Genomic DNA, 15,307 nt, shown 5'->3' with positions numbered 1-15,307 from the left:
GCCTTTGCGGGGCGGTGGGGCGCCCTGTCAACACCGTGGATGGTGATGGGTTTCGCCTAAACCGACTTGTCGCACCCCCCGTCCATGCTATCTCGCATGGCATGTCAGAAACACTTCCCGACGGACCAACTGCCGTCGAACGGATCGACGCCGCGATCGCACGGATCGAATCCGCCATTGCAGCCCGCACTGAAGCCGGCGACGCGCTCGCCAAGCGCCACGCCGCGCTCAAGGCGCGGATGGCCGAAGCCGTCGCCGCGCTCGACGACGTCATCACGCGCGGGAGCCCCAACTGATGGCCCAGGTCATGCTCGATATCGGCGGCCGTCCCCACGCCGTCGCCTGCCGTGACGGCGAAGAGTCGCGCGTGCGCCTGCTGGGTGCGATGGTCGCCGAACGCTGGGCCACCGCGGACCGTGCCGCAGGCGGCCTCAGCGCGGAGCGCGCGATGTTGTTCGTCGCGCTGATGCTCGCCGACGACCTCGACGAAGCCGCGCATCGCCCACCCGAAGGCTCCGCGGTCAGCGAGATCGCACTTACCCGGATCGCCGATCGTCTCGAAGGCCTCGCACAAGCCCTTGAGCTTAGCCCGCCCAACGCCTAGATTGGCTGTGGCGGGTTCTGCCCGGTACGAGCCTTTATTATCCCTGAGGCTATTCATCATCCATAGGGGGCTGTCCCTGTTAGGATCCTGGTCCGAAGCACATGGTCCCCACCTGACGTACCGTGCGTCAGTGGATAACCCGGCACACGGCCATGGTGGGCCCGCCACACCACCATCTTCCCCCTATCTCAGGGTCGCAAGCGCATGACCAACAAGAGCGCGCTGAGAGCCTCACTCCGCGCCGCGCGGGAAGCGCGCCCGCCGGTCGAGCTTCCAGTGCCGTCCGCGTTTCTGGCACGGCTGAAACCCGGATTGACGGTCGCCTCCTATGTCCCGTTCGGCGGCGAGGCCGATCCCTCGCCCTTTGCGCGCGCTGCGGTCGATGCCGGATGCATCATCGCCCTGCCCCATGTCGTCCGCCGCTCGCTGCCGATGCGCTTCCTGTCGTGGGCGACCGAGGCCGCGCTGATCGCCGGACCCTTCGGGTTGCACCAGCCCGCCGAAGACGCCGCCGAACTCGAACCCGACATCATCCTGACGCCGCTCGTCGGCTTCGATCGCAGCGGCAACCGGATCGGCCAGGGCGCCGGCTATTACGACCGCGCCTTCCTCGCGCACCCGAACGCCTGGCGCGTCGGGGTTGCGTTGTCGGTGCAGGAAGTCGACACGCTGACGCCAGACCCGTGGGACGTCCCACTCCACGCCATCGCCACCGAATCAGACTGGATTACGCCATGACGCCAACCTGGCGCAAACCCGTCGGCATGCTCGGCATCCTGCTCCTGATCCTGGTGTGGTGCGTAGCCATCGTCAGCTTGTCGAACATCGTCGGCAGCTGGCACTGGCTGGGGCAGTTGGTATTCTACGTGTTCACCGGCCTGATCTGGATCGCGCCGCTGAAGCCGGTGCTGCGGTGGATGGAGCTTGGGCGGTAACTCAGCCCCGCCTGTCGTCTTCCTGTGCCGATGCGCTCCGCTGCCCCCCCCCCGGCCCCTACCGTTCGTCCCGAGTAGCCACCGAGCAGTCGCGCAGCGGCGTATCGAGGGGGCGTATCGAAGGACAGGCTGGCGCGCGGAACCCATGCTTCGATACGAGCCCTCGATACGCTTCTGACGAAGCTACTCGGTCTCTACTCAGCACGAACGGTGTGGGGGGAAGTGGTCCTGACCCGGTGGCAGGACGGAATGCTCTCTGCATCCAAAATCTAAAAGGGCCCCGGCCACCCATAGGGTGGCGCGAGTGACGGGACTCGAACCCGCGACCTCCGGCGTGACAGGCCGGCGCTCTAACCAACTGAGCTACACCCGCATTCCCAATGACGAAACCTAGCGCCCCAAGGGACACGCGGGAAGGCTCGTCAAAACCTCAACACCATCTCGAACCATCTAAACGATGGCGCGAGTGACGGGACTCGAACCCGCGACCTCCGGCGTGACAGGCCGGCGCTCTAACCAACTGAGCTACACCCGCTGAAACAGCGTGGAGGCGGCAACTAGGCGAGGGTTCGGATACCGTCAACCCAAATTATCCGCCAGTTTCACGTTGTGCCTCGGGCGGATCGCCGCGACGGCGATTTCGCCCGGTCTTGGGCTGCACTAGCGTCCCGTGCTCGAACAGGAACCCGGCGATATCGGGCTTGCCCGCCGCCTTCACGACCGTCTGGATGATGATCAGCAGTGGCACCGCCAGCAACGCACCCGACGTGCCCCATACCCATCCCCAGAAGCTCAGCGAGATCAGGATCAGTAACGGGCTGATCGTCAGCCGATGCCCGACGACGAACGGCGTGATCGCGTTCGCCTCGACCAAGTGCAGCCCGTACATCAGCGCCGGCGGCAGCATCGCCATCCAGATGTCCGAAAACGTCATCAGCCCGCCCAGCGCGAGCAGGAACGCGCCGATCACCGGCCCGAAATACGGGATGTAGTTGAGCAACGCGACGATCCCGCCCCACATCGCCGGATACGGCATGCCAATGAACCACAGCGCTACCCCGGTAATGATCCCCAAAACGATGTTAATGAGGGTAATCGTGCCAAGATACGCGGACACGTCGTCGACGATGTCCTGGATCACGCGCGCGGTCGCCATCGCGCCGTCGAAGCTGGTCCGCCCGGTGATCGTCTGGCGCCGCATCCGCGTCCAGCCTGAGAGGAAGAAGAACACGATCAGCACGCCGAACAGGAATTGCACGATAACGGCCGGCGCCGACGTCGCCGCAAGTTCGAGGATCGAGCCCGGCGCGGCGACGCCAGCGGTCGCCGGCTGCTTGATCGGCGTCGACGCGACCTGCCGCAGCGTCTTGTTCACGTATTTTTCGAGGCTCGAATAAAGATCGAGCAGCGGTGCGAGGTTGTTCTGGATCCGGTCCAACCGCGTCGGCAGGAGGCGGAAGAAGTCGGTCGCGGGCACGAGGATCGCCGCGATCGCGATGTTCGCGGCGATCAGGAACACGAGGATGCACAGGATCGCAGCCAGCGGCGACGGCACATGGCGTCGCTCGAGCCATTCCAGCACCGGCACGAGCGCGACCGAGATCACGAGCGCGATGGTGAGCGGAAGGAAGAACTCCGCCCCCGACTTCAACGCGAACGGCGTGGCGAGGATCAGGCCGACGCCAGCGGTGAGCGTCAGCGCCGCCAGCAACCGATCGCGCCGCTGCGCGATTCGCATCGCATCCTCGACCCCGACCGCGATCGGCAATCCGAACGCACTCTCGGCCGGCGGACCTTCGGTAACGGCGCTGTCCCCGCCCTGCGGCTGGTTCGTTTCGTGGCGAAGGCCCTCGTCCGTCATGGCATTTTCCTTTGTTCCCCCATCCCGTAATCGTGGCTAGCATTCAAGCATGCCGAACGACGCCAACGATCTAATTCTCGTCATCGACGAGGGCACCACGTCCACCCGCGCCATGCTGTTTGCGACCGACGGCCGCTGCATCGCCAGCGAAGCCCGCGCACTCGACCAGACATACCCCCGCGCCGGATGGGTAGAGCATGATGCCGCCGAGATCTGGCGCAAGACGTTGCGCGTAACCGCGGCGATGGTCGCGCAGGCAGGCGGCGCGCACCGGATTGCCGGGATCGGCATCACCAACCAGCGCGAGACGATCGTCTTCTGGGACCGCGCGACCGGCGAACCGCTCGCGCCCGCGATCGTCTGGCAGGATCGGCGTACCGCTGCGACCTGCCGGGACTTGCGCGAACGGGGCCACGAAGCTGAGGTTCAGGCCAAGACCGGCCTGTTGCTCGACCCGTATTTCTCCGCCTCGAAGATCGGGTGGGCCATGCGTGAATGGCCGCATCTCGCCGACGCGGGAGCGCGCCTTGCGATCGGCACGGTCGACAGCTGGCTGATCTGGAAACTGACCGGCGGGTTGCACGTGACCGACGCGACCAACGCCTCGCGCACCGCCTTGATGGACGTGCACACCGGCAGCTGGGACGACGGACTCTGCGCGCTGTTCGGCGTGCCCCGCGCAGCCTTGCCTGAGATCGTCGATTGCGCCGGACGGTTGGGCGAGACGACCGCGTTCGGCGGGGCGATTCCGATCTGCGGCATCGCCGGCGATCAGCAGGCAGCCGCGATCGGCCAGGCCTGCCTCGCGCCCGGCCAGACCAAGGCCACGTTCGGTACAGGGGCGTTCATCCTCACCCACGCCGGTGCGACACCGCCGACTTCGGGCCACCGTATGCTCTCAACGGTCGCGTGGCAGCTCGGCGGCGAGCGCGCCTATGCGCTGGAGGGGTCGGTGTTCGTCGCCGGCAGCCTCGTCCAGTGGCTCCGCGACACGCTAGGCCTGATCGGCACGGCCGCCGAAACCGAAGCGCTGGCCCGCAGCGTGCCCGACACCGGCGGCGTGTACCTGGTGCCAGCGCTCAGCGGCCTCGGCGCGCCGTGGTGGGAACCGGACGCCCGCGCGAGCATCTCGGGACTGAGCTTCGCCACGGGCAAGGCGCATGTCGCCCGCGCGGCACTGGAGGCGATGGCGTACCAGGCGCACGACCTGAAGACCGCCTTCGCCGCCGACGGCATCGACTGGCACAGTCTGCGCATCGACGGCGGCATGGTCGCCAACGACTGGATGGCGCAGGACATGGCGGACCTGCTCGGCATCGAGGTCGAGCGGCCGAGATTTGCAGAGACGACCGCGTTGGGCGCGGCGATGCTGGCCGGCGTGGGTGCGGGACTGTTCGGAGGGCTCGATGAGGCCACCTCAATGCGCGGCGAGGTCGAGACGTTTACGCCGTCGCTGGGAGAGGACGAGCGGCAGGCGCGACTTGTAGGGTGGAAGACAGCCGTCGATGTGGTGGTGGCTGCCAGCCGTTTGTAAGCGCAACGTGCTTCCCTCCCTGGAAGGGATGAGTTGGTGGGTTGATCGGTCCGATTCACGCTGCATCGAGCATGCGGCAATCGATCCACCCCCAGCCCCTCCCTTCCAGGGAGGGGAGCAGAAGATTTACGCGGTCACTCGGGCCAGATCCTCGAACAACGCCTGCTATTCCTCCTCAGGTCTTCCCATTCGCTCCACCATAAATTTCGATCAGGAGCGCGGCTGCGACCGACCACCACCGAAGCCCAGAGCACCACATGCCCCCTCCCTTCCAGGGAGGGGGCAGAAGATTATGCCGACACCCCGGCCCGATCCTCGAACAACACCTGCAGGTCCTTCTTCAAGATCTTCCCATTCGCATTCCGCGGCAACGTCTCGTGCACGAAGCGCACCGCGACCGGCGTCTTGAACGCCGCCAGATGCTGCCGCACCCAGCCCTGCAACTCCGCCTCGGTCGTCACCGCACCCGGCGCGAGGTGCACCACCGCTGCGGGCTCCTCCCCCAAAATACGATGTGGAATGCCGATCAGCGCCGCGTCGGTCACCGCGGGGTGCGCGTAGAGGACGTTCTCGACCTCGCTGGAGTATATGTTCTCGCCGCCACGGATGATCATGTCCTTGGCGCGATCGACGATGTAGCAGAATCCTTCGTAGTCGAGGCGCGCCAAGTCTCCGGTCCGAACCCAGCCATCGACGAACGTCGAGGCGGTCGCGTCCGGCTTGTTCCAATAGCCTTTCACGATCATCGGCCCGCGCGCCCAGAGTTCGCCGACCTCGCCCAGCGGCATCTCCGTCACGCCGTCGTCCGCCATGATCTTCAAGTCGGCAGCCGCAACCGGAGGCCCCGCGCTGGTCGGGCGGTTGAGATAGTCCTCTCCCCCATGATGCGTGACCGTCGCCATCGTCTCGGTCATGCCCCAGCCATTGCCGGGCATCGCGCCGAACTCGGCATAGATGCGCTTCACCAGTTCGGGGGCAGCGGGCGCTCCACCGTAAGCAATCGATTCGAGCGACGAGAGGTCGTATTTCCCACGATCGGGATGTTCCAAAAGCTGCCAGGCGATGGTCGGCACGCCACCGGTGATGTTGACCTTCTCGCGCTGAATGATCTCCATCGCCCGCACGGTGTCCCATTTGCGCATGAAGATCATCGTGCTGCCGGTCGCGATCACCCCCATCATCCCCGCGGAGCAGGCGGTGACGTGGAACAGCGGGATCACCGTCAGCGTCACACGCGGCGTCGGCTCGGGCGGTGCCTCGCCGCGCCGCAAAAACGAGCGGGCGGAGGAATAGCCGCCGGACATGATGTTCGACATCATGTTGCGGTGCGTGCCGAGTGCTCCCTTGGGCGCGCCGGTGGTGCCGCTGGTGTAGAAGATCGTCGCGTCGTCGTCGGGCGCGATCGTCGCTTCTGGGAGGCCTACATCGGGCAGCGCAGCCCAGTCGTGCGGGGTGCCGATCACGTCCTCAAGCCGCGTGACGATCCCCGTCAGCGGTTCTGCGGCGCGCGCGACGAACACGTGCTCCAGCGCCGGCAGCGTCGCGTAGGCCGCCTCCAGCCGGTGATGACGCTCGTCGTCGGTGATCAGCACGCGCGCGCCCGAGTCGGCTAGGCCGTATTCCATCTCCGCGCCGGTCCACCACGCGTTGAGCGGCACCATGATCGCACCGATGCTCGCGCCCGCAAAGAACGCGACCGGCCATTCGGACAGGTTGCGCATCGCCAGCGCGACGCGGTCGCCGGGACCGATACCCATCTCGCGCAACCGGTGCGCCAGCACCGCGATTGCGCGAAAGTTCGCCTCGTAGGTGACGCGCTCGTCCTCATAGGCCGTGAAGACCCGTTCGCCATGCGCGCGCGCCGCCTCGGCTAGCCAGCGCAACGACGGCGGCGCGTTCTTCCAGATGCGCGTTTCGATGCCGTCGATCGTCAGCATCTCCATCTCGAACTTCGCGCCGGGCGCGGTCAGCATTCGCTCGGCATCGGCGAGCGACATCGCCGGCCAGGAGGGATCGAGTGCGATGATCGGTTCGCTTGCCAAGACCGGTGGACTCCAGAGTTGAATTTCGGGTTTGGCTTATCGCCTGTTCGAAGACAGGTTATAGTTGATTCCTGCCGCACTCAAGGCAATAGAGGCACCAAGTTCGAACTAGGGGTATGGAGCGAGTCATGACACGGACGGTCGAATCGTGAAAATCGCTGAACCTGCCGCGCACGGCTTCGATGCGAGCCGGTTGGCGGCGATCGATACGCTGCTCCAGGCCCGCTACATCGATTCGGGCAAGCTGCCGAACGCGCAATTGCTGATCGCGCGTGACGGCGAGATCGTCCATTTCTCGAACGCGGGCGCGGCGCGCGAAGGCGGCAAGAGCGTCGACGAGGGATCGCTGTTCCGGATCGCGTCGATGACCAAGCCGATCACCTCGGTCGCGTTCATGATGCTGGTCGAGCAGGGCCTCGTCGCGGTCGATACGCCGGTCCACCACGTGCTGCCCGAGTTCAAGGATATCGGCGTCTATGATGGCGGCGGTGGCGGCGTGCCGTTCGTGACCAGGCCGACCGCCGAGCCGATGCGGATGGTCGACCTGCTCCGCCATACCTCGGGGCTGACCTATAGTTTCCAGAACCGCTCGAACGTCGATGCCGCGTACCGCGACGGCAAGATCGAGGGCTGGCATGGCGGGTATGACCTCGACGGGTTCATCGGCGCACTAGGGAAGATCCCGCTCGAATTTTCGCCCGGCACCGCGTGGAATTACTCGGTCGCGACCGACGTGCTCGGCGCGGTCGTGCAGCGCGTGTCGGGCCTGCCGCTCGACCAGTTCTTCCGGACGCGCATCTTCGCGCCGCTGAAGATGGACGACACCTTCTTCCAGGTTCCTGCCGACAAGCTCGACCGGTTGACCGATTGCTACACGCTCGCGCCGGGCAAGGGCCGCGTGATGTACGATCGCGGGACTGAGAGTGCGTGGAGCCGGCAGCCGAAGCTCGTTTCCGGCGGCGGCGGGCTCGTCTCAACCGCGCTAGACTACCACCGGTTCAACACGATGCTGCTGAACGGCGGCGAGCTCGATGGCGCGCGCATCCTCGGGCGCAAGACGCTCGACCTGATGACTCAAAACCACCTGCCCGGAAAATCCGATCTCGCGGCAATGTCGAAGTCGCTGTTCAGCGAGGCGTCTAACGCGGGCACCGGCTTCGGGCTCGGGTTCGCGATCACCGACGACGTCGCGAAGACGATGGTGCCGGGGTCGAAGGGCGAGTTCTACTGGGGCGGGATGTTCTCGACCGCGTTCTTCGTCGACCCGGTCGAGCGCCTGTCGATGGTGTTCATGACGCAGCTTTCGCCGAGCAGTTTCTATCCCATCCGCCGCGAGCTGAAGACGATGATCTACGCGGCGATGACCTGATCCCCCAACGGCCGTCATCCCGGCGGACGCCGGGACCCAGGGCCGCACGCACACCGAATTTGGCTCTGGGTCCCGGCGTTCGCCGGGATGACGGGGCCGGCACCAGGAGACTAGAATGACCAGCCCGATCAGCACCGAACGCCATGACGACGTGCTCGTCATCATCTCGAACAATCCCCCCGTCAACGCGCTCGGCGCGGCGGTCCGGCAGGGTCTCGAAGCGGCGATCAAGGAGGGCGTCAACGACGACAGCATCACCGCGATGGTGATCCGCTGTGATGGCCGCACGTTCTTTGCGGGCGCCGACATCACCGAGTTCGGCAAGGAAATGGTCGAGCCCGGCCTGCCCACCGTCGTCGACATGATCGAGGCGTCGTCGAAGCCCGTCGTCGCGGCGATCCACGGCACCGCGCTCGGCGGCGGCTGCGAAGTGACGCTCGGCTGCCATTACCGAGTCGCGGTCCCTTCGGCTAAGATCGGTACGCCCGAGGTGAAGCTCGGCCTGCTCCCCGGCGCTGGCGGCACGCAGCGTATCCCGCGGATCGCCGGCGTGAAGCTCGCGCTGGAGATGACCGCGAAGGGCGATCCGATCTCGGCGAAGAAGGCGCTCGACGCCGGCCTGATCGACAAGATCGTCGGTGAAGACAGCCTTGAGGCCGATGCCGTCGCCTTCGCGCGCGAGATCGCGACCAAGCGTCCCCTGCCCCGCGCGTCCGAGAAGACGGCGCAGGCCGATCCCGACGCCGTTGCGGCGTTCAAGAAGGAAAATGGCCGTCGTTTCCGTGGCTTCGAGGCGCCTCTTGCCAACATTGCTTGCATCGAAAAGGCCGCCGATGGCTCCAGCTTCGAGGAGGGCATCGCCTTCGAACGCCAGGAATTCATGAAGCTCATGACCGGCGTGCAGTCGGCCGCCCAGCGCCACATCTTCTTCGCCGAGCGTCAGGCGGCCAAGATCGACGACGTTCCCGCCGACACCAAGCTTCGCGAGATCAAGCGCGTCGGCGTGATCGGCGCGGGCACGATGGGCGGCGGCATTTCAATGAACCTCCTGTCCGCGGGCATCCCCGTGACGATCGTCGAGATGCAGCAGGACGCGCTCGACCGTGGCACCGGCGTCGTGCGGAAAAACTACGAAGCGACCGCCGCCAAAGGCCGGATGAAGCTCGAGCAGGTCGAGCAGGCGATGGGCGCGCTGAAGCCAACGCTCGACTTCGCCGATCTCGCCGAATGCGACCTGATCATCGAGGCTGTCTACGAGACGATGGAGGTGAAGAAGGAGATCTTCACCAAGCTCGACGCGATCGCCAAGCCGGGCGCGATCCTGGCGTCGAACACGTCGTATCTCGACATCGATGCGATCGCGGCGTGCACCAAGCGGCCCGAGGACGTGGTCGGGATGCACTTCTTCTCGCCGGCCAACGTGATGAAATTGCTCGAAGTGGTGCGCGGTGACAAGACCGCGGACGACGTGCTGGCAACGGTCATGGCGCTCGCGAAGAAGATCAAAAAGGTGGCCGTGGTGGCGGGCGTCACCTACGGGTTCATCGGCAACCGCATGCTGATGCCGCGCCAGGTCGAGGCGACCAAGCTGCTGCTGGAAGGCGCGAGCCCGGAGCAGATCGACAAGGTCCATGTCGCGTTCGGTATGCCGATGGGTCCGTTCCAGATGAGCGATCTCGCGGGCGTCGACATCGGCTGGCACCGCGATCCGAGCCGGATCGAGAACATCCGCGATGCGCTGGCGGCGGAGAACCGCTGGGGCCAGAAGACCAAGGCGGGCTTCTACGATTACGACGAGAAGCGGACGCCGTCGAACTCTGCGCGGGTGACCGAGATCATCGACGATTTCCGCAAGAAGTCGGGCGTGACGCCGCGCGAGATCAGCGACGAGGAGATCGTCGTGCGGACGCTCTACACGATGGTGAACGAAGGCGCGCTGATCCTCGAAGAGGGCAAGGCACAGCGGGCGTCGGACGTCGATGTGGTCTGGATCTACGGCTATGGCTGGCCCGTCTACCGCGGCGGGCCGATGTTCTGGGCGCAGTCCGAGGGGTTGGCAAAGGTCGTCGCGGGGCTCGAGAAATACGGGTTCCCGGTGGCGAAGTCGCTCAAGGACGCGGCGGCATCGGGCGGTCGGCTGAAGTGATCGGTCGCGGTCGTTTCTTGCCGGTAGTCGATCGCTGATGGAGCGTTCCGCGCTTCAGACTGCGGCTGCGATCCGTGCGGGCGAGACGACCGCGCTCGCCGCGTGCGACGCGGCGATCGCGCGGATCGAGGCGCGCGACGGTGCGATAAACGCCGTCGTGATCCGGGATTTTGCGCGGGCGCGCGAGGCCGCACGGGCGCTCGATGCGGAAGGGCCGGACGATCGGCCGCTGTTCGGCGTGCCGATGACGGTGAAGGAGTCGTTCGACGTCGCCGGCTTGCCGACCAGCTGGGGCGTCGGCGTCCACCGCGACAACATCGTCGACCGCGATGCCGTCGCCGTCACCCGGCTGAAGGCGGCGGGCGCGGTGATCCTCGGCAAGACCAACGTGCCGGTGCGGCTGAGCGACTGGCAGGCGGACAATCCGATCCACGGCCGGACGAACCATCCGCTCGACCCGACGCTGACGCCCGGCGGATCGTCGGGTGGTGCCGCGGCGGCGCTCGCATCGGGGATGGTACCGCTCGAGCTCGGCTCCGATATCGGCGGCTCGATCCGCGTGCCTGCCGCGTTCTGTGGCGTCTGGGGGCACAAGCCGACCTATGGCGCCTTGTCCGATCTGGGTCACCGCGTGCCCGGCACCGATGGGGCTAGTGCGGCTCTCGGCGTGATCGGGCCGCTCGCGCGCAATCCCGAGGATCTGGCCGTTGCGCTTGATATACTCGCCGACATCCCCTTGCCGCGCGCGACCGTCGACTTAGCCCGCCCACGCATCCTGCTGCTCACCGCGCATCCCTCGGCACGGGTCGATTCGTCGATCATCGGCGCGATCGAGCGCGTCGGTGAAGCCCTCGCCGCGGCCGGCGCCACCATTTCGAGTGCCCGCCCGCCGATCGACCTCGCTGCTCAGCATGCCGACTATATGCGGATGCTCGGCATCGCGATGACCCGCGGCGGGCCTGCGCGCGATGGCAAGGTCGCGACGCTGTCGCACTGGTTCGACCTCCTCGACTCGCAGGCGCGACTGCAGCGCGCTTGGAGCTTGCTGTTCGAGCGGTTCGACGCGGTGATCGCGCCGGCGAGCGGCGTGAACGCCTTCCCGCATATCGCCGAGCGCAACGTCGCGCGACGCACGCTGACGATCGATGGCGAGGATACCCGTTCGGCGTCCAGTTCGCCTGGGCGGGGCTCGCCACCTTCCCCAACCTGCCCGCGACCAGCGTGCCCGTCGGGATCGACCCGCGCGGCCTGTCGATCGGCGTGCAGGTCATCACCAACCGTTACCGCGACCACGACGCGATCGCCGTCGCCGCGCTGTGCAATCGACTAAGCAGGAGCTGATCCGATGTCCGACCTCGATACTTTCCGGTCCGAAACGCGTGCGTGGCTCGCGGAGAATTGCCCGCCCGAGATGCGCAAACCGGTGCGCTCGGAGGACGACGTCTGCTGGGGAGGCCGCCAGTTCAAGCCGTCGAGCCCTGCGCAGAAGGAGTGGCTCGACAGGATGGCCGCCAAGGGCTGGACCGTGCCCGACTGGCCCAAGGCCTATGGCGGCGGTGGGTTGTCGCCTGCGGAGACGAAGATTCTGCGCGAAGAGATGGCAGCAATTAAGGCGCGCAACCCGCTCAATTCGTTCGGGATCTCAATGCTCGGACCGGCATTGCTCAAATACGGCACCGAGGAGCAGAAGCTCGATCACCTGACCAAGATCGCGCGCGGCGAAATCCGCTGGTGCCAGGGCTATTCGGAGCCGAATGCAGGATCCGACCTTGCCGGGCTTGCGACCTCCGCGGAGGACAAGGGCGACCATTATCTCGTCAACGGGCAGAAGGTGTGGACGTCCTACGCCGACAAGGCCGACTGGATCTTCTGCCTCGTCCGCACCGACAAGACCTCGAAGCAGGGCGGGATCAGCTTCGTGCTGTTCGACATGGCCTCGCCGGGCGTGTCGACCAAGCCGATCCTGCTGATCAGCGGCAATTCGCCGTTCTGCGAGACGTTCTTCGACAATGTCGAGGTGCCCAAGGTCAACCGCGTCTACGAGGAGAACAAGGGCTGGGACGTCGCGAAATACCTGCTCGGGCATGAGCGCGAGATGATCTCGGGGATGGGGCTGGCGTCGAGCGGCGGCAACCCGCTGATCGACGGGGCGATCGCGACCGTCGGGCTTGGGCATGACGGGCGGCTGGCCGATCCGTTGCTGCGTGCGTCGATCGCGCTGTTCGAGGTACGCGCGAAGGCGTTCGGGGCGATGTCCGAGCGGTTCATCGACGAGCTCAAGGCGGGCAAGGCGCATCCTGCCCAGCCGAGCATGATGAAATATTACGGCACCGAGCTGAACAAGGGTCGGTACGAACTGATGATGGCGGCAGGCGGTTCGGATGCGCTCGAATGGGACAGCGATCGGTCGCGCGGCGGGGCGATCCCGCGGTCGTGGCTGCGGACCAAGGCGAACTCGATCGAGGGCGGGACGAGCGAGATCCAGCTCAACATCATCACCAAGCGGATTTTGGAACTGCCGGCGTAATTCCCTCACCCCTTCGGGGAGAGGGTGCCGCAGCGAAGCGTAGGCGGGAGAGGGGCAGTGAGGCTCGGGCGATCCGACCCAACAGCCCCTCTCCCCGACCCTCTCCCCGACGGGGCGAGGGAGCAGAAGGACGAAAACATGCCATTGTATCTAGACGACGACCAGACCGTCCTTCAGGACACCATCCGCGATTTCGTCGCGGAGCATGCACCCGTGAGCCACATGCGGGCTTTGCGCGATGCCGACGACACGACCGGCTTCTCGCGCGACCTGTGGAAGCAGTTCGCGGAGATGGGCTTTACCGGCATCCTGATCGGCGAGGACCAGGGCGGGCTCGGGCTCGGCCATGTCGAGGCGGGCGTGGTGCTGGAAGAGATCGGACGCAATCTGTCCCCCTCCCCGTTCCTCTCCACCGCGGTCGCGGCGGTCGAGGCGCTCAAGGGCACGGGGCAGGCCGAACGCTGGTTCCCGAGCATCATCGCCGGCGAGACCGTGGCGGCGCTGGCGATCGATGAGGGTGCCAAGCATCGCGATACGGTGGCGATGACGGCGGAACGCTCGGGGAACGGGTTCAAGCTGACCGGCGCCAAGCGGTTCGTGACGCACGGCCACACCGCCGACCTGATCATCGTCGCCGCGCGGACCGGCGGTAGCGCCGACGACACGGACGGTATCACGCTGTTTGCGGTGCCGAAGGACGCTGCGGGGCTGACCGCGAATGCCGAGCGTCTCGCGGATTCGAGCTTGGCGGCGCGGCTGGAGTTCGAGGGCGTCGAGGTCGATGCGGATGCGGTAATCGGCGAAGTCGATGCGGGCCGTTCGCCGCTCGATCGACTGTTGCGCGCAGGCCGGACCGGGGCTTCGGCGGAGCTGCTCGGTGTCGGCGGTGGCGCGATGGACATGACGATTGGCTACATGAAGGAGCGCAAGCAGTTCGGCACGCTGATCGGCAGCTTCCAGGCGCTTCAGCACCGCGCCGCGCATCTGTATTCGGAGATGGAGGTGGCGCGGGCCGCCGTGCTGAAGGCGCAGCAGTTGCTCGACCAGGGCAGCGATCGCGCGGACGAGGCGGTATCGGTGGCCAAGGCGATGACCGCGCTGGCCACGACGCTGAGCGTGCAGGAGGGCGTGCAGATGCATGGCGGAATCGGCATGACCGACGAATACGACATCGGCTTCTATATGAAGCGCGCGCGGGTGCTGGCCGAGATGTTCGGGGATGCGAACTTCCATGCGGATCGGTTGGCCGTAGCCGCGGGGTATTGACCGTAGGGTGTGCCCCCGCGAAGGCGGGGCCCCAGTCTGGGAGTGCTGGGTCGGATCGTCCGCCGGACGATCCTTGCGCATGCGGGGCATGCGCATCCCAGCACTCGCCTTCGCGGGTGAACACGGAGGTCAGATGAGCTTAGATACTGCCGATACGTCGCCCGAAGCACTCGCGCAGGGGCTCTTGGACCTGCTCGAGATCGAGGAGGTGGACACCGATCTCTATGTCGGGAAGCGTCAGCCGGGCGGCGTCGGTCGCGTGTTCGGGGGGCAGGTCATCGCGCAGGCGTTGCAGGCCGCGCAACGCTCGACCGAGGCACCGAAGGCGGCACATTCGCTGCACGCGTATTTCATGCGGCCGGGCAACGAGGATTACCCGATCGTCTACCGCGTGGTGCGCGATTTCGAGGGGCGGAGCTTCGCGACGCGGCGCGTGATCGCGATGCAGAAGGGGCAGCCGATCCTCAACATGGCGGCGTCGTTCCAGACGCCGGAGGACGGCCTTCATCATCAGGACGCGATGCCCGATGTCGCCCCGCCCGAAGACCTGCGCTCCGATCGCGAACTGCGCCTGGAGAGCATCGACGGCATCCCCGAGAAATACCGCGCGCACATGCTGCGCCAGCGCCCGATCGAGATCCGTCCCGTCAACCCGCGCAGCTGGATCGAGCCCGTTCCGCAACCCGCGGCGCATGCCAACTGGTTCCGCCTGGTCGCGCCGATCGGCGACGATCCGGCGATGCACCGCGCGATCCTGTCCTATGCGTCCGACATGGCGTTGCTCGGTACCGCGCTGCTGCCGCACGGCGTCAACTGGATCACGCCGGGGCTGCAGACCGCAAGCCTCGACCATTCGCTGTGGCTGCACGAGGATTTTCGCGCCGACGACTGGCTGCTCTATGCGTGCGACGCACCGTGGTCCGGGCATGCCCGCGGGTTCAACCGCGGGCGCATCTTCTCGCGCGACGGCCGACTAGTCGCCAGCGTTGCGCAGGAAGGGCTGATCCGGATGCGGCAATAACC

General features: G+C 66.3%; 13 protein-coding genes and 2 tRNA genes. 11 read left to right on the top strand and 4 right to left on the bottom strand.

From position 1 onward, the window contains the following. The first annotated feature begins 101 nt into the window (after positions 1–101). The 4 genes from J4O76_RS11330 to J4O76_RS11315 all read left to right on the top strand — a co-directional run bounded on the left by J4O76_RS11330 (position 102) and on the right by J4O76_RS11315 (position 1,539). Positions 102–296 (top strand): hypothetical protein, encoded by a 195-nt coding sequence (locus tag J4O76_RS11330; RefSeq protein ID WP_181321090.1) that lies wholly within the window; start codon positions 102–104, stop codon positions 294–296. Beyond that, on the top strand, positions 296–604 hold the full coding sequence (locus tag J4O76_RS11325; protein WP_056048487.1) for a cell division protein ZapA: 309 nt from the start codon (positions 296–298) through the stop codon (positions 602–604). Before J4O76_RS11330 ends, J4O76_RS11325 begins: the two co-directional genes overlap by 1 nt. Before the next feature lie 204 nt (positions 605–808). Then, entirely contained in the window at positions 809–1,342 is a 534-nt protein-coding gene (locus J4O76_RS11320) for a 5-formyltetrahydrofolate cyclo-ligase (RefSeq protein WP_426281926.1), read from the top strand. Continuing rightward, a complete protein-coding gene (locus J4O76_RS11315; RefSeq protein ID WP_107962004.1) occupies positions 1,339–1,539 on the top strand; it encodes a DUF2842 domain-containing protein in 201 nt (66 codons plus the stop codon). The genes J4O76_RS11320 and J4O76_RS11315 overlap by 4 nt, the downstream gene beginning before the upstream one ends. A 296-nt stretch (positions 1,540–1,835) precedes the next feature. Here J4O76_RS11315 and J4O76_RS11310 read toward each other — a convergent pair. From J4O76_RS11310 to J4O76_RS11300, 3 genes are all read right to left on the bottom strand, one after another. Next, positions 1,836–1,912, bottom strand: a tRNA-Asp gene (locus tag J4O76_RS11310). Positions 1,913–1,997: 85 nt separating this feature from the next. Next, positions 1,998–2,074, bottom strand: a tRNA-Asp gene (locus J4O76_RS11305). 54 nt (positions 2,075–2,128) lie between these two features. Next, positions 2,129–3,277 (bottom strand): AI-2E family transporter, encoded by a 1,149-nt coding sequence (locus J4O76_RS11300; RefSeq protein ID WP_426282432.1) that lies wholly within the window; start codon positions 3,275–3,277, stop codon positions 2,129–2,131. A gap of 172 nt (positions 3,278–3,449) precedes the next feature. On the opposite strand from J4O76_RS11300, the gene glpK reads away from it, so the two are divergent. After that, positions 3,450–4,934: a glycerol kinase GlpK gene (gene glpK / locus J4O76_RS11295; RefSeq protein WP_426281924.1), complete on the top strand. Its 1,485-nt coding sequence runs from the start codon at positions 3,450–3,452 to the stop codon at positions 4,932–4,934. Between the two features lie 290 nt (positions 4,935–5,224). On the opposite strand, the gene J4O76_RS11290 is transcribed toward glpK, so the two are convergent. Continuing rightward, complete coding sequence (locus J4O76_RS11290; protein ID WP_426282431.1) at positions 5,225–6,931, bottom strand: class I adenylate-forming enzyme family protein; 1,707 nt, start codon at positions 6,929–6,931, stop codon at positions 5,225–5,227. 193 nt (positions 6,932–7,124) lie between these two features. On the opposite strand from J4O76_RS11290, the gene J4O76_RS11285 reads away from it, so the two are divergent. The 6 genes from J4O76_RS11285 (at position 7,125) to J4O76_RS11260 (ending at position 15,305) form a co-directional block, all read left to right on the top strand. After that, a complete protein-coding gene (locus J4O76_RS11285) occupies positions 7,125–8,345 on the top strand; it encodes a serine hydrolase domain-containing protein (RefSeq protein ID WP_426281922.1) in 1,221 nt (406 codons plus the stop codon). 115 nt (positions 8,346–8,460) lie between these two features. Then, a complete protein-coding gene (locus J4O76_RS11280) occupies positions 8,461–10,491 on the top strand; it encodes a 3-hydroxyacyl-CoA dehydrogenase NAD-binding domain-containing protein (RefSeq protein ID WP_426281919.1) in 2,031 nt (676 codons plus the stop codon). A gap of 37 nt (positions 10,492–10,528) precedes the next feature. Continuing rightward, positions 10,529–11,821: an amidase family protein gene (locus tag J4O76_RS11275; RefSeq protein ID WP_426281917.1), complete on the top strand. Its 1,293-nt coding sequence runs from the start codon at positions 10,529–10,531 to the stop codon at positions 11,819–11,821. A gap of 15 nt (positions 11,822–11,836) precedes the next feature. Next, positions 11,837–13,018: an acyl-CoA dehydrogenase family protein gene (locus J4O76_RS11270; protein WP_426281915.1), complete on the top strand. Its 1,182-nt coding sequence runs from the start codon at positions 11,837–11,839 to the stop codon at positions 13,016–13,018. A 138-nt stretch (positions 13,019–13,156) separates the two neighbouring features. Next, positions 13,157–14,284 (top strand): acyl-CoA dehydrogenase family protein, encoded by a 1,128-nt coding sequence (locus J4O76_RS11265; protein ID WP_426281913.1) that lies wholly within the window; start codon positions 13,157–13,159, stop codon positions 14,282–14,284. A 133-nt stretch (positions 14,285–14,417) separates the two neighbouring features. Continuing rightward, entirely contained in the window at positions 14,418–15,305 is an 888-nt protein-coding gene (locus J4O76_RS11260; protein ID WP_426281911.1) for an acyl-CoA thioesterase, read from the top strand. The last annotated feature ends 2 nt before the right edge of the window (positions 15,306–15,307 follow it).

Source organism: Sphingomonas sp. NFX23 (assembly GCF_049887795.1).
In the GTDB taxonomy this organism is placed as follows: Bacteria; Pseudomonadota; Alphaproteobacteria; order Sphingomonadales; family Sphingomonadaceae; genus Sphingomonas.
This window is presented reverse-complemented; position numbering and strand designations above follow the sequence as displayed.

Excerpts from the sequence above, each read along its gene's own strand:
- J4O76_RS11320 (WP_426281926.1), top strand. The coding sequence starts at position 809 with ATGACCAACAAGAGCGCGCTGAGAGCCTCACTCCGCGCCGCGCGGGAA.
- J4O76_RS11260 (WP_426281911.1), top strand. The coding sequence starts at position 14,418 with ATGAGCTTAGATACTGCCGATACGTCGCCCGAAGCACTCGCGCAGGGG.
- J4O76_RS11265 (WP_426281913.1), top strand. The coding sequence starts at position 13,157 with ATGCCATTGTATCTAGACGACGACCAGACCGTCCTTCAGGACACCATC.
- J4O76_RS11280 (WP_426281919.1), top strand. The coding sequence starts at position 8,461 with ATGACCAGCCCGATCAGCACCGAACGCCATGACGACGTGCTCGTCATC.
- J4O76_RS11300 (WP_426282432.1), bottom strand. The coding sequence starts at position 3,277 with ATGCGAATCGCGCAGCGGCGCGATCGGTTGCTGGCGGCGCTGACGCTC.
- J4O76_RS11270 (WP_426281915.1), top strand. The coding sequence starts at position 11,837 with ATGTCCGACCTCGATACTTTCCGGTCCGAAACGCGTGCGTGGCTCGCG.
- J4O76_RS11315 (WP_107962004.1), top strand. The coding sequence starts at position 1,339 with ATGACGCCAACCTGGCGCAAACCCGTCGGCATGCTCGGCATCCTGCTC.
- J4O76_RS11275 (WP_426281917.1), top strand. The coding sequence starts at position 10,529 with ATGGAGCGTTCCGCGCTTCAGACTGCGGCTGCGATCCGTGCGGGCGAG.
- J4O76_RS11290 (WP_426282431.1), bottom strand. The coding sequence starts at position 6,931 with ATGTCGCTCGCCGATGCCGAGCGAATGCTGACCGCGCCCGGCGCGAAG.
- J4O76_RS11330 (WP_181321090.1), top strand. The coding sequence starts at position 102 with ATGTCAGAAACACTTCCCGACGGACCAACTGCCGTCGAACGGATCGAC.
- glpK (WP_426281924.1), top strand. The coding sequence starts at position 3,450 with ATGCCGAACGACGCCAACGATCTAATTCTCGTCATCGACGAGGGCACC.
- J4O76_RS11325 (WP_056048487.1), top strand. The coding sequence starts at position 296 with ATGGCCCAGGTCATGCTCGATATCGGCGGCCGTCCCCACGCCGTCGCC.